We start from the raw sequence: 22174 nt of genomic DNA, 5'->3' as shown, positions 1-22174 counted from the left end.
TTCATTATACGCCGAATTTCGGTTTAATTTAACCCCGGAGATTGGTTAAAAAACTGCGCAAAAAAAGCCACTAGGAAATCTCTCACTTCCTAGTGGCTTAAGGGTTTACTTTGTCTTGTAGACGTAAATCATTACGGCTAGTGACGTCATCAACAATCCAGCAATCACTTCGACTGTCTCGGTTGAAGATGGTGCCATTGCTGTTGCTGTCGTTGCGGCCAATCCCTCTTCGGCCATCAACCACAATCCTGAAACCGTACCTGCAATCGCAAGTGATGCTTGTTGTGCGAACTTCATCTGTTCTTTCCCCTTTAAATAAATAATTGCTTCCGAAGTTGTATATTACGGTTCGTTTTTGAATTATTTATGAAGTTGAAAACGTTCTCATTATTACCAAATGCGAATGCGGTTTTCACCGACGACCAAGCTACCAACAGGTCCGGCTAACTCGCGTTCAATCTTGTCGCCAACTAAGTCTTCATTCAACACATAATCCGATCCATCTGGTTGCTCAAACTCAGCATCTACCAAGCGCACCTTGCCCAACGTTTCTGATGTCTGGGTTGGGGCAACAAAATTCGTCACCGTTTCTGGTACAGACAATTCTAGGTAATATGCTTCGCCCTGCTTCACCACATCAAAGTGTGGATTCATTTCATCAATGACGTTTGTCTTTTCAGCAGTCGTTGCACGGGCTCCGTTCAAATAAACATTATGTGAAACGTACATCTGTTGCTCAACGGTTTCGAATTGCTCAATATCGGTTGGGCGCGTCATGTGCACCGCATCAATGTACGCTTCAAGCGTGGTTGGTGCTTCCGCGAATTGCGCCGTTCCTTGCACTTCCCACGCCTTGTTAGGGGTTCCGATAAACACGTTGTTGTAAAAACGGTCATCCCCACCATAAACACAAGCGTAGCCAGCAATCTGAGTTGAATGTGGTGTGTGATATGGCGTCGTACGGTTCAGGACCTTTTGACGCTTCATCGCACCAGCAATCAGGTTATTGACGAACGCACCACCTTGGGCAAATTCATCAACCGCATTTTCAGAACCGAAGACATTGTGATCAACCATGAATGGTCCGTGGCTCACTTCAACGAAGAAGTCACGATTATTGTGGTGATAAACGTTACGGTTAATGCGCGTACCTTGCGTCTGCCAATCCAACCACGTTCCCAAAACTGTATTGTGAATGTGGTTATGCGTCAGTTGCACATCAATTGCAGCGTGCAACTTAATACCAGCAACTTTCCAGCCGTGGTATTCACGCTTCAAACCAATGTTGTAGATATGATTATCCGCAATCGTTGAGAAGACACAGCCCAAGTGACCCACGATACCATTTTGACCACAGTCATAAATCTCATTGTTGCGGACAATGTGTGACCCAATCGTTTCCTTGCGCCAACCATGATTGTTAATTGCTTCAAACACCGTTTCCAATTGATATTGGTAGCCTGGCTTATCACGACGATGCGTGTAGTAGTTATCGCCTGACGCACGTTCCTTACCGAGCGAAATACCACTGGTCTTAGCATCGTGAATGCGATTGTTCTCGATAATCCAACCCTTGCTCCAGTGCGCACCAATCAAGCCAGGTTGCTCTGCAGTTGGTGGCGTCCAAGGCGTTGCCGCTTGGGCCATTTCGAAACCACGCACCGTGATGTAATTACGGCCAATTTGGCTTGGATAGAACACATATGGGCGCACGTTCATTTCAATCAAATGCTCTGACGGCTTAATGTCATGAAAGTTAGCATAAATCGTCGTCACGTCATCCGTCACCTCGGCGAACCACTTGTACTTAGTACGGGCTGGGTACGGTTCCGCAATTTCCTCATCGGTCATAAAATCATGCACGTGATTACGCTCTTCACCAGCATCAACTTCGGCCAATGATTGCGCTTCGTACATTGAAACCCCATCAATATAAATGTCCGCCGTGTGCGCCTTACGGTTCAAGTTTGAAATGAGCCAATCCCCATTTAGCTCATCATCAAACGGATCAAACTCGCCAAACACCTTGTTATCCACGATTGCCTTATAAACCGAACCAGCAATCTCTTCCCACTCAGTAACCACTTCTGAGCCCTTGATAACCACCTTTTCGCGTGGCGCTGCTTGATAAACAATGCGGCGTCGGTCGCTTAACCCGGCATTCTTTGGATTCACCCATTCACGGTATTCCCCCTCGTGAACGATGACCGTGTCGCCCGGTTGCGCAATTTGCGCAGCGTGATTAATCGTCAACAACGGACGCTCTGCTGTCCCGTCGTGATGATCATTTCCTGTTTTTGCAACGTGAATCTGCATTTTTCCTACCCCCATGAAATCACTTTTGCCCCTTCATCATAAACAAAAGTGACGCCCTTATGACGGAAAAAAATGAATTTATTTTGACGACAGCACCCTAGGTAAACGTGGTATACTATTGGTAAGAATATTTGATGGGGGAAAGCCAAATGCCATTGCAAACTAAGCGTACGGATGAATTGAGCAAGCAATTTGATGACTTGTTCGTTATGCCCGAAGTTAAGTATGATCAAAAGGATCGTTTCTTGGGTAAGAAGGAAGAAGAGCAATTGAAGCAATAATCTGCTCACGAAAAAACGTCGACCATAATCGGTCGACGTTTTTTGTTTAGTCTTTAGTTTTAACGAACAAGCCCTTCAGACTAGCCAAAGCAGCCTTCGTGATATTACCGTCGTTGTACGTCAACACGTTGCGCTTGTAAACACGCAAGCCGAACATGCTGATGAATACCAACACAATCACTTCAAGCACCAACGCAATCGCGGCATCCCCCATCGTTGCATATTGCAACCCAAGACGGGCCGGCATTAGTGTTTGTGAGATGAACGGCACATATGACAAGATGTTCAAGAACGTATTGTTTGGTTGACCTGACAACGTAAACGTTAGCACATAACCAATCATCGCCAAGTATGTGATTGGCGCTACTGCTTGTTGCACCTGACTCAAGTCATTGACCATCGCGGCAACAATCGCTGTTAGCACCATGTACATGAAGATGGCAACCAGTGCGATTAGCAAGGTCATAATGGCAAAGCCAGCATCAACACCGGCCAACAACTCCTTGATCATCTTCAAGTACTTGTAGTGCGGCGCAAAGATGTTAACCAACAAACCAGCAATCACGTACAGCAAACCGTGCGTCAACGCCAAACCAGCAATACCGCTCAACTTACCAAAGAATTGCACAGCTGGCGATGTCGCAGCCAACAAAATTTCCATGATACGTGATGACTTCTCATTGGCAATCTCTTGCGCAATCATACTGATGTATGACGTCAAGAACACGAAAATCAAGATACCAATGGCCGATGCCAAAGCCGTGTTAGCCGAATTGGCTACCGCACCACCTGCTGATTGCCCCTTGTCACTTTGCGTCGTCGTCTTCAAAACCGGTGGCGTCATCAACTTTTGCAAGTCCGCACCTGATAGGTTAATTTCAGCTGCCGTATTCAACATTGAAAAACTCGTCAAGTTGGCTTTCAGCTTCGTTTCTGAAACTGATTCACCGTCCGCTGACGCAACCAATTGGAACTTGGACTCGCCAGTTTCCTTCAAATAGGCATCCAACTTACCTTTGCGCAAATCGGTCTTAGCTTGCTTTTCAGACGTAACTGTCTTCACCTTGGCATCGAAACCATCAGTCTTTTTCAAATACGTCGTTAGCGCTGGTTGGTTAACCACTCCGACAACCGGCATCTTATGACTTTGCGTGGCTGTGATGATAAAGGTGATACCTGCGATAACACCCACAATCAATACTGGCGCCAAGACCAATGCCCAATAACCAAAGGACTTAATACGCGTCAGGTAGGTTTGGCGAGCCACTAAGAATAATTGTCGACTAGTCATTTACGCCACCTCCTTGCACTTCACGACGGAAAATTTCATCCAGCGTTGGCGCTGTTTGGGCAAACACTGGCACATAACCATCTTGCGCCACAGTGCTAAAGACTTGGCGTCCAACTTCAGCGTTCGCCAAACGCACTTGACGACCAATCCCTTGTGGTTCAACCGACACCACGCCATCAATGGCCAACAAATCAGCATCTGCCACTGGTGACTCAATGTAAATCTCCGTACGCCCGAATGATTCACGAATTTCCGTTGTCGCACCGCTCAAAACCGTTTCACCATGACGCAACATCGTGAGGTGATCTGACAGCTTTTCAACCCCCGACATATTGTGAGAACTGAAAATAATCATTGCGCCATCTTGCTTCAAACGCTTAATTTCATTCATCATCAATTCCGTATTCACCGGATCTAGCCCCGTGAACGGCTCATCCAAAATCAAAAATTCTGGGTGGAAAATAACTGTCGAAATCAGTTGAACCTTTTGTGCGTTACCCTTAGAGAGCTTTTGGACTTTGTCAGTCGTCTTACCAACGACATCCAAACGCTTCATCCAATCTTGCAAAGAGACCTTCGCATCAGCACGCTTCATGCCGTGCAATTCAGCAAAGTACATCACTTGTTCTTCAATCGTTAGCTTTTGGTACAGCCCACGTTCCTCAGGCAAGAAGCCAATGCGTTGCTTATCGGCTGATGTAATCTTATGTCCATCCCAAGCAATTTCACCACTCGTTGGTTCGATAAAATCTAGAATCATGCGGAACGTCGTCGTTTTACCCGCACCGTTTTGACCAATCAACCCCATAACCTCGCCCGGGTTGATAACCATATTCATATCCTGAACTGCTAGTTTGTCACCAAACTGCTTGTTCAGGTTTTTTAATTCAATCATGTAAGCTACTCCCTATTTATCTGACATGTTAATACCATTGTACCCAAGCCATATGAATAATTGTATAAACTTTATTCATTTGTTAGAAAAATACTGTCACAGCCCGCATAACAAAAAAGGACGCATCCCCCGAAAGGAATGCGTCCTGCATTAGGCATTATGCCCAGTTAATTTCATCTCGTTGCACAAGTTGGAAATCAATATTTGCCATACGTGCGCGTCCAGTTGGGTTTTGACCATGGACTTGCAAGTAGAAACGAACGTCGTCATCATCACGCATCTCTGCTGGTGACAACACAACGTCGTGGTCGTAGTGCAATTGGAATCCCTTAATCTCTGGCACATACGTGTATAGACGACCAACATCGACATCAAAATCGGCGCGATACATCGCCACCAATTCGACGTCCGTTGCTGGATTTGTTAAATCATAACGAATCATCTGACGGCCTCCATCTCATTTAATCGTATGCGTTATGTTAGTGCTTCACGGCGGAAACGGTCAAGCATTTCGGGTGTAAACTTCAACTCACGTGGCTTAGATCCATTTTGTTCACCAATCAAGCCACGATCCGTTAGCGCATCCATGATACGACCGGCACGGTTATACCCCATACCAAAGTGGCGTTGAATTGATGATGTTGAGGCACCACCAGCGCGCAAGATAAATTCAAGCACGTCATCCCAACGTTCATCTAGCTCATCACCTTCTGAACCAGGATTATCAATCGCGTTCACTTCTTCGTCAGATACTTCCATGCTCTTATCATATTGCGCTTCACCTTGATTCTTGATGAAGTCCGTCAATGACTCAACGTCTTCGTCGGTCAAGAAGGCACCTTGAACACGTTGTGGCCCGTTTGAACCAATTGGGGCGAACAGCATATCACCACGACCCAAGAGCTTCTCGGCACCGTTACTATCCAAAATCGTACGTGAATCAACACCAGATGAGACGGCAAACGCCATTCGTGATGGCACGTTCGCCTTAATCAACCCGGTGATGATATCAACAGACGGACGCTGTGTAGCAACAATCATGTGGATACCAGCGGCACGACCCAATTGCGCAATACGCACAATTGAATTTTCAACGTCACCAGAAACGGCTGACGTCATCATCAAGTCAGCCAACTCGTCAATAATGACAACCAAGTATGGCATCTTTTGAAGCACCGTACTTGGATCAGCTGCATTACGCTTTTCGACTAAGCGGTTGTAACCATCAATGTTACGTACCCCTTCATCGGCCAGCAACTTAAAACGACGATCCATTTCAGCGACAACCTTCTTCAAGCCAAGTGACGCCTTCTTTGGGTCTGAGATAACCGGTGTAATCAAGTGTGGAATATCGTTATAAACTGACAATTCCACCTTCTTTGGGTCAACCAACATCAAGCGAACTTGCGATGGCTTGGCCTGTAACAGAATTGACGCCAAAATACCGTTGATGGCAACTGACTTACCTGAACCAGTTGAACCAGCAATCAGCAAGTGCGGCATCTTCGTCAAATCAAGCTTCACAACACCGCTTGTAACACCACGACCAATTGGCACAACCAATGGCTTCGTGGTATCGATACCAGCTTCTTCAACCATGTCTCGGAAACCAACTGTCGCTTGTTGATCATTAGCGACTTCGATTCCGACGACGTTTTTACCAGGAATTGGTGCTTCGATACGCAATGACTTAGCAGCCAACGCCAACGCCAAATCATCAGCAAGGTTTTGAATCTTTGATACCTTCACCCCAACTGCTGGCTTAATTTCGTATTGCGTAACGGTTGGCCCAAGGACCACCTTTTCAACCGTCGCATTGATGTTAAAGCTCTTCAATGTTTCGTGCAAGATACGGGCCTTATCGTTCAACGCATCGCGCTCAGCTGACTGGTCAGTTGAACCGATGTGTTGTAACAAATCAGTCGTTGGCAAAACGTAATCCTTATCATCAATCAACGTTCCCAAGCCAGAGGCATCGACATCAGCCGTTGGTTCTGAAACCGTTGACGGTTCAACGTGACCTACGTTTGATTGGTGCGCCGTTGTCTTTGGTGACGTTTGCGCGTCATTGTGACCAAGAATATCAGCGTGCGTCAACGGTACATCTTGACCAGGTAACAGTTCGTCATCTGGCAAGTCCTCGCCATACACTACCGGCTCAATCGCAGCATCTTGCGCTTGAATAACCTCATCTGGATTAAAACTTGGATCATACGCCATTTCAACTGGTTCTTCATCTTCGCTTGGTAGCGGTGTGAACTCATTTGTCACTGGTTCTGCAGCCGCAAATGTCGCCTCATCAACTGGTGCTTCCGGCTTGAACGGTGCCGGTGCCACAATTTCTGGCATCACGAATTCAGTGGCCGTTGCGTCTACTTCAGGTTCAGCATCCACAACTGCCGTAGGTGTCTTAGCCTTCTTTGATTTGATTGGTGCATCGTTTGACACAGAAGCATCAGGTAAGCCATCAATCATATTTGCGGCACGTTCCGCTTCTGAGGCGAACGGATCTTCATTGAAGAAATCTTGCATAGCCGACTTTTGACGGACACGGAAACTTTCAATTGATTCAGTCACTTTTTCATGGGCTGTTGAAGCTTGCGTTTGAACCAAATCACCCGCACCTTCAGCCAAGTTAAAGAAGTTGTCAAAGACATCGCGAATTGGCAAATTGAAGAACATCACTGGTCCAGCAATCAATAGAATAACTGCCACTAGCCATGAACCAAAATCAGCCATTGCCATGTATGTACCACTGTAAAGCATGGCACCAATTAAGCCACCACCAACCGGGGTTGTGACTGCCTTGTTGTTCATATCTTGATTGATTAACGTTTGAATGGTTTGTGCATACGCTTCATGCACATTCATCTTATCGAAAAGCAAGATGGAACCAACCAACATGATACCCACATAAAAGAGGGTAAAACCAACATATTGTTGCCACTTAAAGCGCTTTGGCCATTGGCCGTAAGCAACAACCACGAGTAGTGGAATTAAAAGCACCACTAACAGGAATTGATAAGAGCCACCTACTACAAGGCGAATAATATTGGCCAAAAACTTACCAACTAATCCAACCTTGGCAATGGCAATCACAGTCATAATGGTTGCAAATAGGCCAATAAGTTGTGGCCCACGTTCCAGCCACCAATTCTGTTGGGCTGCTTTTTTCTTTTTGGCAGACGTCGACTTTTTCGGCGTTGTTTTACGCTTGGTAGTCGGACGCTTTTTTGCTGTCGCCGCCATATTAATCTCCTTTCTTAAGTGAATAAACGCTCATTTATTTTTTACTTCAACTTATCGTAGTCGTATTCGTGAGCCAAATCTAGGTTTGGGAACCCTTGTTGGCACAACGTTTCGTAGATAACGATAGCGGCTGTGTTTGACAAGTTCAATGAACGAATGTGGTCATCGTTTTGTGGGATACGCAATGCCTTTTCAGGGTGTTGCTTCATGAATGGCTCTGGCAAACCAGTCGTTTCCTTACCAAACAAGAAGTAGTAATCGTGATCAGGGTTTGTGTAATCAGCCTCGTGATAAGCACGTGGTGCGAACTTTGAAATCAAGAACAATTCGTCCGTCTCCTTCAAGCTGGCCATAAAGGCTGGCAAGTTTTCGTGAATTGTAATATCAACTGTATCCCAGTAGTCCAATCCAGCGCGCTTAACGTGCTTGTCGTCCAACTTGAATCCCAAAGGTTCAATCAAGTGAAGCTTCGTGTTAGTTCCTGTTGCAGTACGGGCAATGTTTCCAGTATTTGCTGGCATCAATGGCTCAAATAATACGATGTGATTCGTGCTCATGATTATCTCCTATTCCGGGGAGGCTCCCCTCCCCCAACGCGTTTAATTGCATACAAAAATAAGTATAGCATGGTCTGATAACTGACCACGCTATACTTAGCAAACCTTATTAAATGCTTTACTCGTTTTCTTCCGTAAATAGACCTGAGTTTTCTTGCCACCACTTATACAAACGGTACAACAAAACCTTTAGGATGGCATACCCTGGAATTCCGAAAATAACGCCCACTAAACCGAAAATATTTCCGGCTGACAACAAGATAACCAAAACTGTTACTGGGTGAATCTGCAACGAATTACCGAGCAGCTTTGGCGTAATGAGTCGGCCTTCCAACGTCTGTTCGATCATAAAGACCACTAGTACTGAAACTAGCATCATTGGTGAGACGAATAGTCCCACGACAACTGCTGGCACCATTGCCAAAAATGATCCTAAGAATGGAATCAAATTTAGCACACCAGCAACAATCGCAATCAACCAGCCATATGGCAAACCAATGATGGTATAGCCAATCGCGAACATCACCATAACGGCAAAAGCAACTGACAATTGACCACGGATGTAGTTTGAAATTTGGTTGTTAATTTCACCAATCGTTTCAAGGAATGATGGTCGTGCCTGCGGTGGCAAAAACTTCGCCATGTAGCCTGGCATTTGGTGACCATCCTTCAATAAGTAGAACAACATGAACGGGAACGTCAACAAGGTTATGACAACCGTCGTTACTGTCCCGACAACTGAAGAAACCCCCTTGATTCCCTTGCTTGCATACTCAGCTGAGTAGTTTTTGAGCCAGGTCGTCAAGTCATTATTCGTCTCGTTAAACCACTTATTGACCGACATGAATCGCTTGTCTGACGTCAAATTATCAACAGTCTTAACAATGCTACGCCAGTATTCTGGCCAGTGCTTAATCAATCCAGCAACCTGATCCGTAATCCACGGAATGAATACAGCCAATCCCCAAATAATTAACAGCGCCAAGACAACGAATTGAATCGTAATCGTTACGGCACGATGCAACTTAAAACGGCGCTCGGCCCAATCAACCATCGGATTTAGCAAGTAGTAAAAGACACCCGCGATAATAATCGGTGCCCCCACTGCGCCGAACAAGCCAGCGACTGGCGCAAAGATGAAATCAACCTTCTTCAACATATAAATAATGGCCAACGTCAGCAAAATAACCAGCATCGTTGAAATGATTTTATTATCTAACAGCCAGCGATACAAAATCGACCGGTGTTTTTGGTTGTTGCTCATATAGTCTATCCCCCAAAAATAAAAAGCCAGTTACCAGCTGGCAACTGACTTTATTGTATCAAGCTTAGATGAACAATACACGCACTGATTCAGGAATTTCGTAGTCCTTTTGTGACAACGTCAATTCACCAGTCTCAGCATCGCGACGGTAAACCGTCACGTTATCTGTGTTTTGATTGGCTGCAACCAAGAACTCGTTGCTTGGGTTCAAAGCGAAATCACGTGGGAAGTCACCCTCAGTTGAAATCCATTGGATGCGCTCAACTGATGCGCCGCCGTCCTTAACCGCAAAGACAGCAATTGAGTTGTGACCACGGTTTGACGTGTACACAAACTTACCGTCGTTTGACAAGTAGATAGCTGCACCACCGTTGTGCTCAGTCCAATCTGCAGGAATCATTGAAACAGTTTGCAACAACGTGAATGATCCGTCAGCGTTGTACTTCAAAACTGACAACTTTGATGACAATTCACCCAACAAGTATGCGTATTGACCGTCGGGGCTAAAGCGCAAGTGACGTGGACCGAAGCCAGCTTCTGTTTCAAACGTTGCAACCAACGTCAACTTTCCTTCGTCAGACACATCAAACGTCAACACCTTGTCGGCACCCAAATCAACGACTGCCACACGGTTGTCTGGCGTCAAGTTGTTCCAGTGAACGTGTGATGAACCTTGTTCTGGACGTGGACCTGATCCTTCTGATTGGAATGAGTCAGTCAACGTCAAAGAACCATCGGCTGCAATCGCGAAGACTTCCAACGTACCCTTGTGGTAGTTACCTGAGTACAACAATTGACGGGCTTCATCAACAGACACGTACGCTGGTGAAGCACCTTCTGCCAAAACTTCTTGCGTCAACGTTGCTTCGTCATTGGCAAAGTCGAACACACCAACACCACCTTGGTCGCCGTTCTTGTCAACCGCGTACAACTTGTTAGCCTTGCTCAAAGCAAGGTATGTTGGTGAACCAACTTCAGCAACCAACTTGGCATCTTGCAACTCACCAGTCTCCGTGTTCAATGCTGCTTCGTAAATTCCCTTTGAAACATGTCGCGTATAAGTACCAAATAAAATCTTTTCCAATGCCATGGTTGATCTCGCTTTCATTCATTAAATATCTTTTCAGTAAACGCTTACATTATAACATAAAAGCGTATGTATCAACAGACACATACGCTTTCGTTACCTATTTATTCGCAATTACTTCGATTTCAATGCGGGCGTTCTTTGGCAACGTTGCCACCGCTACAGCTGAACGAGCTGGGAATGCGGCAACCTCACTAAAGTAATCGGCATACAACTCATTTACAGGTGCAAAATCAGCCATATCAGCAAGGTAAACACTCACTTTAACAATATCTGCTCGCGTCATGTCAGCTGCAGCAAGCAAGCCATCAATGTTCTTAAAGACTTGCGTTGCTTGTTCCAAGGTCGTCTCCCCTGCAAATTCCCCTGTGCTAGGAATCAAACTAATTTGTCCTGAAGCGTACAACGTCCCATTCGTCAAAACAGCTTGTGAGTATGGTCCGATAGCAGCTGGTGCATCAGTTGTTGCGATAATTTGCTTTGTCATTTTTCTATCCCCTACAAATTTAATATCGTCAGTATACGCGCAAAAATCGATAGTGGAATTAAAAAAGGACCTACCCGAAAAGGTAGATCCTCCAACTGTTATTCAGCCTTAAACTTACGACGCTCTTGTACACGAGAGACGATAACTGAGGCAATAATTGATAGTGTTAACAATCCAACGATAACGGTCAATGACACCACATTTGAGATGTGGAAGTGCCAATCGAAAGCCTTCGCTGATTCATTCAAGACCATCTTCACCCCAATAAAGGCCAAGACGACCGCCAATGCGTACTTGATGTAACGGAACATTGGCAAAATACCAGACAAAGCAAAGTACAATGAACGCAATCCCATAATCGCAAAGATGTTTGACGTCACGACGATAAATGTATCTTGCGTAACGGCCAAAACAGCTGGAATTGAGTCAACGGCAAATAGCAAATCTGATGCTTCAATGAACAACAATACCAACAAGAATTGCGTTGCATAACGCTTACCATTTTCCTTAACCAGGAAATGTGGTTCTGCCACATCTTCCTTCAATGGCAAAATCTTACGCAAACTCTTGATGATGAAACTATCATTCAAATCTTGCGCTTCTTCCTTTTCGAAGAGCATCTTCACACCAGTGACAATCAAGAATGCGCCGAAGATGTACATCAACCACGCAAAATGGTGTAGCAAGGCTGCGCCACCAAAAATGAAAATCACACGCATGACTAGGGCACCAAAGGCACCCCAGAACAGCAAACGGTGTTGATACTTCAATTCAATACCGAAGAAACCAAATACCAAAATGAAGATAAACAAGTTATCAATACTCAATGACTTTTCAAGCAAGTATGCCGTCACGAAATCAAGCGCATGATCACCGCCAGTGAAGAACCAAAGACCACCTGCAAAAATGAAGGCAAGCCCAATCCAAAAGGCACTCCACAACAATGATTCTTTCATGGTTGGTGCCTCATTGTTTTTGTGGAAGACACCCAAATCAAGTGCCAACATCACCAAAACAAAGGCGAAGAAACCAATCCAATAACCTATACCAACTTCCATGTATTTCTCAACTTTCTTATAAATAGATACGTCTCGGGCCACCAATTTGGTCCGCGATGACTATAACTCTATTCTAACCGAATATTAATCGTAATACTATTACTAACTTTTATTAGGTTCATTTCACGCCGGTAAACAAAAACACCCGCCCTAGGGTAAAGGCGGATGTTTTATAAAAGAAAGAAAGTGGGTCTTTCAGACTTTTTTATAAAGAGAGAAGTAGATAACTTTAGTTTGTGTTTTGGCTAGTGTTCATGTTCTCATTGCTAGCACTTGAGAATCTAGCCCGACGCTGCTAAAGCATCACAACATTGCGTTGCATAATTATTATGTCATAGCGATAGCAATCACTAGCACACTCTTTTTTCAAAATTGTAAAACTTTTTGAAGCTTACAAAATCGACGTCTTATTTAGTTTTGACACACTAATTTCACCTAGGCGCTGTTCGAACTGGTGCCATTGGCGACTCGTTGGTAGCGCCGTCCACTCGAACTTATTTTGCGGTTCCACGTTGGCTTGGAAGTTTGAAATGACCAAGTCAGCATTTTTAGTCGTATTTTCCGTAAAGACAATTTCATAACGCGAAACTGACTTAATCATTTCCTGTAACACGCGGTTAGCGCTAGGATATTGCTGCATGTTAACGTTCACCACGATCGGCTTGAACATCTTATCAAATGCCAAATCATTCAAGAACGTCACAACCAATTTGTCATACAAGAAATTATCTGAAAGATTTTTTACACCCATATCTTCGCGGAAAATCTTCATGGCCGCGTTTGTAAATTCATGTACAACCGGATACAACGTTGCAACATCAATCGAACTAAAGCGTTCCGGAATAAACAAATCGTCACTGTCACCAAATGAACGAATAATTGTCGCAAATAAATGACGACGTAGATTTGCTAATTCTTCTTCCTCTAGTTCGGTATTGAAGCACTCAAAATACAAGCTCTCCACCTTGAAAATAAAGTCATTCAAACGCTTCTTCACACGCTTCGTGACATTCATCATCCAATCCGTGTCGATGCGAATGTTGTTCAAATACAAAATATAGAGCAGCTGCACGCTTTCTTCCTTAGCATTCGTCACGCTAATACCTTGGCGTTCAAGCATTACTTGCCATTCTGTAATCAGCCACTGCGCACGATCGTCGAGTTCATCATAATTAACAAGCGTTTCGCGCACTGGGGCACTGTTAATAAAATGACCAAGTCGAGCACGAACTAATGAAATTGCCAAAAATTGCTGAATAACCAATGAACGAACGTTTGTTAACGCAGCTGAGTTAATACGGAAATCCTTGAAAATCGGTTCACGTGTCACGATGTCACGGACCTTGTCCGTTTGGGCCACCACATCCCAACGCATCATGATATGGAACAACATTGAGCGCAAATACATTTCGTTCCCTTCGAAATGATAATTTGGCGTAATCGTCAAATTTTTACTTGGCTAAACGTTCATTCAAAGTTTGCTTGATATTACTTACCGTCCCGGCAGAAATCGCATGTTGCAACGCGAAGTGCTCATATGACTTCATCGTTTCGTTCAATACATCAAGTGTAAATTGCCAATACACTGAATTTTTAATGTAGTAGCTAATAATGCCATCTACATTACCCAAATAACGATCATCCAAATAAATTGTTTTTGAATCATCTGAAACAAGCAACGTGTCATCTGTCGTGGACATCACAACTTGAATATCGCCATTCAGTGCTCGTGCATTCTCAAGCACCTTATACTTTGACCAATCCAAGCGCTCCATCAATTCTGAAACCGGCAAAATCAGTTCATCAGAATTCGCAAGTTCGGTTAACAGCGTCACCTTCTCTTGCTCTTTTTTATCTAACATCCATAAATCAACAACCATACCCCTTATCCTCCACTGGATAATAGTAATTGAAAATTTATTATTTAGAATTTAACGTTTTTTCAAAAACAAAATAATTTTGCCGTTGTTTTTGCCATGAAACCAAAATAGTGGCCCAACCGCATGGGTCGTACCACTATTGCATACATCATCTTAGAATAAGTCTGTTTTTTCGGTTTTATCCACCATTTTTGATCTTTGCATCTCAATCAGACTTCGTTGTAACTGTGTAATTTGTTTTGTGCTTGGTAAATCTTGCCAATTGAATCGATTGTTCATATTAGCAGTTGGTCCAATGACATCCGAAATGACAATGTCGGCGATCTTTAAATCATCTACAAACTGCACGTTAATCTTTAAGAATCCTGAAATTAGACGTCGCAACATCAATTCAAGATTAGGTCGCGTACGAATATCAATTAAGACATTAACTGGCGGCCAAAATAACGTCAAACTAACATTTGAAAATAACAACATGAAGATTGGCCCATAGAAAAGATTTTTCATCATTTCTAAATCAATTGCCATTGACTGTTGCCATTCAGAAATGATTTCGTCCGTAATTTGTGCCGTCGTTGGCACCATTAAAATTGCATTATCAATTCTTACCGGATTATCGAGCAATAACTCATTGTGTTCCTTGTAAACTTCGACAAGAATCAACGGTGCCAAAACATCTCGGGGCAGCGCCTCTTTGGTTCCTTCCGGCATAGTTGATTGTATATGCGAATCAAACACCCGCACCATCACCTGCCACAAATCCTTAACATTTTGGACGATAGGTTCTGCTAAATCGTTTTGCCAATCTAGCCGTCCGCCTAGGCCGACCACGTACATCGCGAGATAAAATCCTTGAACCTGTGCCCAGACATCCGCTTCTTCGTCCAAAAGATTAATTTCTTTGAACTTCTGGACTAACTGCGTCAAGATTAGTTGCGTACGTTGTGAAAGTTCTTGCCAAGGTCGCAAAATATAGTTGGTTAAGGTTTCACCACCACGGTGTCCATGGCGTTCTCTGGTAAGTGATACCAACAAATAAACTTTCAAAAAGTGCCACTCTGATGAAGACAGTTTCCCTTCACCTTCAAAAATCAGCTTATTCAACAGCACGTGGCAATCCTGAACTGTAATACTCAACGCATGGTTGAATCGCATTTTACGTCCGCCATAGAAACGGGCATAAATTTGAATGAATATCAGTCGAACCGATAATTCAGTATCCCCTTCAAGTGTGTTTTGTGGCGTGATGTGCACACCATATTTCAAGAGCAGATGCTCCAACTCTTTCTTATGATTACCTACCGTCCCCACAGAGACAGACTTTTCTGCCGCGTAGCGTTCATAGTTAATCATTCGTTCATTAAACATATCAACCAGCATCTGCCACTTCAATGACTGTGATAATAACTCGTACTTCAAATCATCTAGGTTGACATGCCGATATTTCGAGACAACCACCACGCGATTATGATCTGTCAGTTGAATTGCATTCTCGCCGTCCTCATCAACACCGTATAACTTAAGCAAGTGTTGTGCCAACAACTCGACGGTACGACGGACTTTGTATCCTGACCAATCGAATTCGTTTTCTAACTCTGTCACAAATATTTTATCGCTATTATTGTTGACAATAAATGATGCTAACGCAATTTCATCATTGTCTGCTTTGTCGAGTAACCAATCGACTTCGTAACCCATTAACATTTCTCTCACCCTAACAAGCAACCTCTTCAATCCCACATATCGGAGGCCTGTGTTGCATCCCACAAAAAACAAAGAGGACCTATATAAATAAGTCCTCTTTTAACATTGTACACCACAATTCAAATAATCATACTGAACAATTACGGTTTTTATGTCGATATTATTTTATTCGTCTTATTTTCGTATTCATCAAATGAACAAACTTGGGAAATCTGTTCATTATTCTCGAAAACTAAACTTTGAAAACTAACAGATTACTTGCGCTTTTGTACAAATGCAAAAGTTACAAGGCTAGCCATAACCGTCATAGCTACCAACAAGGCACTCTTGTCTTGGGCACCCTTAGCAGCCGTTTCTGGCAATGACACCGCATTTGAAATAGCTACCGCAGCGCGATCAACGGCTTGTTGCAAAGCTGCTGGCGTCTCTGCGTGTGCAATATCATCAATGCTTGAAACAACCGTGGCATCCTCGGCAACATTTTGCTTAGCAGCTTCATCTGTCATAGCATCCTTAGCATGATTCTTATCATCATCTGTAACACCATTGGCTGGTGCTTCAATTGGATCATTTGGTACTACTGCTGATGAACTGTAAATTGGATCATTTGGCACTACCGCTGATGACGTCAAGATTGGGTCGTTTGGTACTACCGCTGATGACGTCAAAATTGGATCATTTGGCACTACTGCTGATGACGTCAAAATTGGATCGTTTGGTACCACCGCTGATGAACTGTAAATTGGTTCATTTGGCACTGCCGCTGATGATGTCAAAATTGGGTCGTTTGGTACTACCGCTGATGACGTCAAAATTGGTTCATTTGGCACTACTGCTGATGACGTCAAGATTGGGTCGTTTGGTACTACCGCTGATGACGTCAAGTATTGTGGGTCATTTGGTACTACTGCTGATGACGTCAAGTATTGTGGATCATTTGGTACTACCGCTGATGACGTCAAGTATTGTGGATCATTTGGTACTACTGCCTCTGACGTCAAGTATTGTGGATCATTTGGAACCACCGCTGATGACGTCAAGTATTGTGGATCATTTGGTACTACCGCCTCTGACGTCAAATATTGTGGGTCATTTGGTACTACCGCCTCTGACGTCAAATATTGAGGATCATTTGGAACCATCTCTGTATCTGACACATCAGCTTGAATAAACTTACCACCGAATCCGTGGTGACCATCGGCCGCATAGTTATTGTTTCCATTTGCATGAATGGTTGCAATCAATTCAGCACTGCTGTTTCCAAACAACAAGTGCTTTACTGTCGTGTTAATACCATTTGCTGCATATACCGTGTTTGTTAGCTCAGGCGTGAAGTTGTTGTTTGACAAGTCAAGCGTTTCAAAAGATGCCGTCTTGACGTTAGAAAGTTGCATTTCCCAGAACAACTGCGCCGCGTCGTGACCATTGTGCTTATCAGCCGCATTGGCAGCAGCAAACGTTCCACTCAAATCAACTGACTTCAAGTTCTTGTTTTGCGCAAAAGCACGTCCCAAATCAGCAAGTGCGTTACGGGCTGCTTGTTGATCTGACCAGTTGTCCCAGTTCTTAACGACATCCGCTAACCAAGCTGAAAACTCACCGTTGTTTGACAAATCAACATCAGCTTCTGTGCTTGCTGCCGTCAAAACGCTGGCTGGTACCTTGGTAAAATCAGTTTCTTGCACAGAAGCTGCAGAAACCGTTTCTGGCGTCGTTAATTGTAGCGTTGCAGACATAACCGGTGTCCCAACAACCAACGCTACACCCATAACTGACAAACCGTAGCTTACCCACTTCTTGCCAGCCTTATACATCTTAAAATGACCCTTGCTTTGGACATTCTTCTTCATCATAACTCAAAACCCTTCCCACTATTCGAAACTTTGCAATCAAAATCACCCCAACAGGCGACTTGATCTATCAATGTGTAAGGTCATTGTATTTTTGATTATTAGTTTTCACTCATAATGTTTTAAGCATATGAAAGAATATATTTTTTATGTTTAATGAAAGGGCGAATGCCACAAACGCCTATAAATCAGGGTTTATAAATTTGTTGAAAGATATATAAAACAGTTCAATTTGAAAATTCCGTTAAAGTAGTACAAAAACACCTAACATAATCGTCTGTTTTTTAATTTAACTGAACGACAAAAAAGCGATCACACAGAAAAATGCGTGACCGCCTAAAATGTTTTCAATTTCTAAATCTTGCTAACTCTTGCCCTGCAACAACTTTTTTGACCATCCCAATTTTGCATCTAACCACCAGCACAATCCAACTAAAGCGTATGTAAAGACCGCATCCAAAACCGCGTGCTGGTGCAACAAGAACGTACTTAACGTAATTAACAAGCCGAAGACAACACAGATAACACCAAGGACAGAACGGTGCTCACGAAGCGCAACAACACCGAAGAACACCGCTAAAGCCGCCCAAGCATTGTGATAACTGGGGAATGATCCGAACACGTTCACAGATGACGAATCTAGCACCGCAATCTGACTATAGAATGCAGTGCCCTTGGACAAAACTTGAATCGGGCCCACCAAAAAGTCATGTGGAATCGTCACTGTTGGCATAACAGCGTAAATCACTGTCGAAATCACGTAAACCAGCGAACTTACCGTGAAGTATTGCCAAAACAAACGCTCCCGGCCAGCAAACCAAGCCATGACCGGCCATAAAATAATCCAAATAAACGGCAACGGCATATACAGTGCAAAAATCGGCGTAAACCATGGTATCACGCGATCAATGCCCAACTACAAATTAACCGCTGAAGCGACACCGCCATGCACGCCACCAGCCCAAGTTGCCACAACAAAATAACTGAACGATTCAATCGCCCATACAAACAAAAACAGTCCCACAATCATTGGCCATTTTGCGTGCCAAACCTGTTTAAAACTTATCATGATATTTCCTCCTGTCATCTTCATCAAACCCAGGTTATCACGGCGTTGTGAACAATTTTCGAATGGTGCTTGAGACACAAAAAAGGCCAGGCAAAAATTGCCTGGCCTTCATATTAATTAATGATTAGTTTGACTTAACATCCAATTCTAGGAAGTTAGCTACCTTAGTCGCTTCGTTAGCAACAGCGTGCAACGTAGCCAAACGGTTGTTCTTAACAGCTTCGTCTTCGACCATGACCATCGTCTCATCGAAGTAAGCTGCAACTGCGGGTTGCAAGTTCAACAAAGCAACCAACTTGGCATCCGTTTCTGAATCTTCAGCAACTGGTGAAACAGCTTCGAACAAAGCCTTTTCAGCATCGTTCTCGAACAACGTCACATCAACAACAGCGTCAGTAGCGTTCTTTGTCGTCAAGCGCATGACACGCGTCAAAGCTTCAACACCTTCACGGAAGTTATCGTCAGCCACGTGAGCTGCCAAAACTTGTGCTGATTCGAACATTTGAGTCGTATCAGCAAAGTCATTCTTCGTTACCGCGTTGATGATGTCACGACGAACACCATCATCTTGCAACGCCTTCACAACACGGTCCGTCAAGAAGTTCACAACGGCAGCCACATTGTTTTGCAACTCAGCCATAACATCTTCTGGCAAACCAAACTTAGCAGCATCGGCGTTGATGTCATCGATCAAGTCTGACAAGATACCGTCAATATCCAACTCCCACTTGTTGTCGGCCAAGATGTTTACAACACCTGAAGCAGCACGACGCAAAGCATATGGGTCGTTTGAACCTGATGGTACCATGCCACCAGCGAAGAATGACAACAAGCTATCCAACTTGTCAGCCAAAGCCAAAACCTTACCCAAATCTGACGCTGGCAATTCACCATCAGCTGAGATTGGCATGTAGTGTTCACGGATTGCTTGGGCCACAGCGGCGTCTTCACCAAACAAGTTGGCGTACTTCTCACCCATGATACCTTGCAATTCGTCGAACTCACCAACCATACCAGTCATCAAGTCGAACTTGTAGATCTCACCTGCACGGGCCAACTTCGTTTGTTGGTCAGCTGAGAAGTTCAAGCGACCAGCAATGATAGCAGCCAATGCCTTGGCACGACGCGTGTGTGCGGCAACTGATCCCAACTTAGCGTGGAACGAAACAACTTCCAACTTGTTGTTGTAGAAGTCGATGCCGTGCTTTTGGTCCTCGTGGTAGAAGAACTTAGCGTCTTCCAAACGGGCAACCAACACCTTCTCGTTACCGGCAATCACGTTGTCGATGTGTTCAGCGTTTCCGTTACGAACTGAGATGAAGTGTGGCAACAAAGCACCATTAGCATCAACCACGTGGAAGAAACGTTGGTGCTCCTTCATTGACGTAATCAATACTTCGTCAGGAACTTCCAAGTAACCTTCGTCGAAGCCACCAGCAAAGGCCGTTGGGTATTCAACGATGTTGTTAACTTCTTCAAGCAAATCATCGTCAACAACCACTTGCCAGTTGTTGTCGGCTGCAATTTGGCGCACTTGTGCACGGATGTTTTCCTTACGTGCTTCAGCATCAGCTTGCACGAAAACAGACGTCAAAGCTTCTTCGTACTTGTCAGCAGATGCGATTTCAACATCGTGACCCAAGAAGCGGTGTCCACGTGATGAACGACCCGTTGCAACACCCAAAATATCGAATGGTACAACTTGATCATCCAACAACGCAACCATCCAACGAATTGGACGAACGTATTCGAACGTGTGACGGCCCCACTTCATCGTCGTTGAGAACGTCATTGCCTCAACAACTGACTTGAAGCCTGCCAAAACAGCAGCAGCTGGTTGACCAGCTTCAAACTTCGTTACGTAAACGTATTCGTTACCGTTAAATTCCTTGAACGTGATGTCGTCCGTCGTCATACCTTGACCACGTACGAATCCTTGGGCAGCCTTTGAGTAGTTACCTTCAGCGTCCAAAGCAGCCTTCTTAGCAGGTCCCTTTACTTCTTCAGTAAAGTCTTCAGCCTTTTCAGCCACACCTGAAATCAAAACTGCCAAACGACGTGGCGTTGAGAATGGCTTGATTGACTCGTAAGCCAAACGCTCATCCTTCATAAAGTTTTCGGCACGCTCAACCAATTGGTTAATTGCGGGCGTAACCAAGTGGGCAGGAACTTCTGCCAAACCAATTTCTAGCAAAAAGTTAGCCATCTTAGTTCTCCTCCTCATCTGCAGGCAAGTACTTCGCACGCAAAGCTTCGTCCTTCAACAATGGGAAACCAAGCTTCTTACGCTCATCAATGAAGGCACGCGCAACTGAACGGGCCATGTTACGGATACGTGAAAGGTACTTTGCACGCTCAGTAACTGAAACCGTTCCACGCGCGTCCAACAAGTTAAACGTGTGTGATGACTTCAAAATGTAGTCGTAAGCTGGGTGAACCAAGCCCTTTTCCAAGGCCTTCTTGGCTTCAGCTTCGTACTCGTTAAAGTGACGCAACAACATCTCTTGGTCTGACTCTTCGAATGAGTAAACTGAGTGTTCGTACTCAGGCTCCTTGAAGATGTCACCGTACAAAACACCGTTACCCCATTCCAAATCGTAAACTGTTGGCACGTCTTGGATGTACGAAGCCAGACGCTCCAAACCATACGTGATTTCTGATGTTACGGCATCAACTTGGATTCCACCGACTTGTTGGAAGTACGTAAATTGCGTCACTTCCATACCATCCAACCAGATTTCCCAACCGATACCAGCGGCACCCATTGAAGGGTTCTCCCAGTTATCTTCAACGAAACGGATATCGTGTTCCAAAGGATCAATACCCAAGGCCTTCAAAGAATCCAAGTACAACTCTTGGATGTTGTCAGGTGATGGCTTCATAACCACTTGGAATTGGTGGTGTTGGTACAAACGGTTTGGGTTATCCCCGTAACGTCCATCGGCTGGACGACGTGATGGCTCTACGTAAGCTGCGTTCCATGGCTCAGGACCATTGGCACGTAGGAACGTGTAAGGGCTCATCGTACCAGCACCCTTTTCTGTATCGTAGGCTTCCATTAGCATTGCGCCTTGATCAGCCCAGAACTTTTGCAACGTCAAAATAATGTCTTGCACACTCATTTTTGCACTCATGTTGACAAATTCCTTTCTCGTGGTTGGCTTCGAGCAAATAAAAAGCCCTACA

At 44.3% G+C, this 22174-nt stretch carries 20 protein-coding genes; 1 reads left to right on the top strand and 19 read right to left on the bottom strand.

Annotated features, from left to right (window positions below):
- Positions 1-105 precede the first annotated feature (105 nt).
- The gene (locus C6P11_RS04550; protein WP_135518945.1) at positions 106-297 is read right to left on the bottom strand and encodes a hypothetical protein; all 192 of its coding nucleotides are present in this window, start codon (positions 295-297) and stop codon (positions 106-108) included.
- A 93-nt stretch (positions 298-390) separates the two neighbouring features.
- Positions 391-2316: a right-handed parallel beta-helix repeat-containing protein gene (locus tag C6P11_RS04545; protein WP_135518942.1), complete on the bottom strand. Its 1926-nt coding sequence runs from the start codon at positions 2314-2316 to the stop codon at positions 391-393.
- Between the two features lie 149 nt (positions 2317-2465).
- On the opposite strand from C6P11_RS04545, the gene C6P11_RS11395 reads away from it, so the two are divergent.
- On the top strand, positions 2466-2597 hold the full coding sequence (locus C6P11_RS11395) for a hypothetical protein (protein ID WP_280950194.1): 132 nt from the start codon (positions 2466-2468) through the stop codon (positions 2595-2597).
- 46 nt (positions 2598-2643) lie between these two features.
- Here C6P11_RS11395 and C6P11_RS04540 read toward each other — a convergent pair whose 3' ends face one another.
- From C6P11_RS04540 to glyQ, 17 genes are all read right to left on the bottom strand, one after another.
- Positions 2644-3888: an ABC transporter permease gene (locus C6P11_RS04540; protein WP_135518939.1), complete on the bottom strand. Its 1245-nt coding sequence runs from the start codon at positions 3886-3888 to the stop codon at positions 2644-2646.
- Positions 3881-4783: an ABC transporter ATP-binding protein gene (locus C6P11_RS04535; RefSeq protein WP_135518936.1), complete on the bottom strand. Its 903-nt coding sequence runs from the start codon at positions 4781-4783 to the stop codon at positions 3881-3883. The genes C6P11_RS04540 and C6P11_RS04535 overlap by 8 nt, the downstream gene beginning before the upstream one ends.
- Before the next feature lie 157 nt (positions 4784-4940).
- Complete coding sequence (locus C6P11_RS04530; RefSeq protein WP_135518933.1) at positions 4941-5225, bottom strand: hypothetical protein; 285 nt, start codon at positions 5223-5225, stop codon at positions 4941-4943.
- A gap of 32 nt (positions 5226-5257) precedes the next feature.
- Positions 5258-8032, bottom strand: coding sequence for a DNA translocase FtsK (locus C6P11_RS04525; protein ID WP_135518930.1), 2775 nt, complete (start codon positions 8030-8032; stop codon positions 5258-5260).
- 41 nt (positions 8033-8073) lie between these two features.
- The gene (locus tag C6P11_RS04520) at positions 8074-8589 is read right to left on the bottom strand and encodes a tRNA (cytidine(34)-2'-O)-methyltransferase (protein ID WP_135518928.1); all 516 of its coding nucleotides are present in this window, start codon (positions 8587-8589) and stop codon (positions 8074-8076) included.
- Between the two features lie 118 nt (positions 8590-8707).
- Positions 8708-9853 carry an AI-2E family transporter gene (locus C6P11_RS04515; RefSeq protein ID WP_135518926.1) on the bottom strand — a complete coding sequence of 382 codons (1146 nt, stop codon included), beginning with the start codon at positions 9851-9853 and terminating at the stop codon, positions 8708-8710.
- A gap of 64 nt (positions 9854-9917) precedes the next feature.
- Entirely contained in the window at positions 9918-10943 is a 1026-nt protein-coding gene (locus C6P11_RS04510; protein WP_135518924.1) for a lactonase family protein, read from the bottom strand.
- 97 nt (positions 10944-11040) lie between these two features.
- Complete coding sequence (locus C6P11_RS04505) at positions 11041-11427, bottom strand: Rid family detoxifying hydrolase (protein WP_135518921.1); 387 nt, start codon at positions 11425-11427, stop codon at positions 11041-11043.
- 98 nt (positions 11428-11525) lie between these two features.
- Positions 11526-12485 (bottom strand): TerC family protein, encoded by a 960-nt coding sequence (locus tag C6P11_RS04500; protein ID WP_135518918.1) that lies wholly within the window; start codon positions 12483-12485, stop codon positions 11526-11528.
- A 391-nt stretch (positions 12486-12876) separates the two neighbouring features.
- Positions 12877-13893 (bottom strand): hypothetical protein, encoded by a 1017-nt coding sequence (locus C6P11_RS04495; RefSeq protein ID WP_135518915.1) that lies wholly within the window; start codon positions 13891-13893, stop codon positions 12877-12879.
- A 43-nt stretch (positions 13894-13936) separates the two neighbouring features.
- Positions 13937-14365 (bottom strand): helix-turn-helix domain-containing protein, encoded by a 429-nt coding sequence (locus C6P11_RS04490; protein ID WP_135518913.1) that lies wholly within the window; start codon positions 14363-14365, stop codon positions 13937-13939.
- A gap of 153 nt (positions 14366-14518) precedes the next feature.
- The gene (locus C6P11_RS04485) at positions 14519-16063 is read right to left on the bottom strand and encodes a helix-turn-helix domain-containing protein (protein ID WP_167849530.1); all 1545 of its coding nucleotides are present in this window, start codon (positions 16061-16063) and stop codon (positions 14519-14521) included.
- 260 nt (positions 16064-16323) lie between these two features.
- Positions 16324-17922 carry a KxYKxGKxW signal peptide domain-containing protein gene (locus tag C6P11_RS04480; protein WP_135518907.1) on the bottom strand — a complete coding sequence of 533 codons (1599 nt, stop codon included), beginning with the start codon at positions 17920-17922 and terminating at the stop codon, positions 16324-16326.
- 361 nt (positions 17923-18283) lie between these two features.
- Positions 18284-18820 carry a phosphatase PAP2 family protein gene (locus tag C6P11_RS04475; protein WP_135518905.1) on the bottom strand — a complete coding sequence of 179 codons (537 nt, stop codon included), beginning with the start codon at positions 18818-18820 and terminating at the stop codon, positions 18284-18286.
- Between the two features lie 15 nt (positions 18821-18835).
- Positions 18836-18988 carry a hypothetical protein gene (locus C6P11_RS10935; RefSeq protein WP_167849529.1) on the bottom strand — a complete coding sequence of 51 codons (153 nt, stop codon included), beginning with the start codon at positions 18986-18988 and terminating at the stop codon, positions 18836-18838.
- Positions 18989-19112: 124 nt separating this feature from the next.
- Positions 19113-21194 (bottom strand): glycine--tRNA ligase subunit beta, encoded by a 2082-nt coding sequence (glyS, locus tag C6P11_RS04470; RefSeq protein ID WP_135518901.1) that lies wholly within the window; start codon positions 21192-21194, stop codon positions 19113-19115.
- A 1-nt stretch (position 21195) separates the two neighbouring features.
- Positions 21196-22122: a glycine--tRNA ligase subunit alpha gene (gene glyQ / locus C6P11_RS04465; RefSeq protein WP_003610409.1), complete on the bottom strand. Its 927-nt coding sequence runs from the start codon at positions 22120-22122 to the stop codon at positions 21196-21198.
- Positions 22123-22174 lie beyond the last annotated feature (52 nt).

Origin of the sequence: Weissella confusa, from assembly GCF_004766315.1 — a bacterium.
GTDB lineage: Bacteria > Bacillota > Bacilli > Lactobacillales > Lactobacillaceae > Weissella > Weissella confusa_A.
The sequence above is the reverse complement of the archived record's forward strand: the minus strand, read 5'-3'. Positions and strand labels throughout refer to the sequence as shown.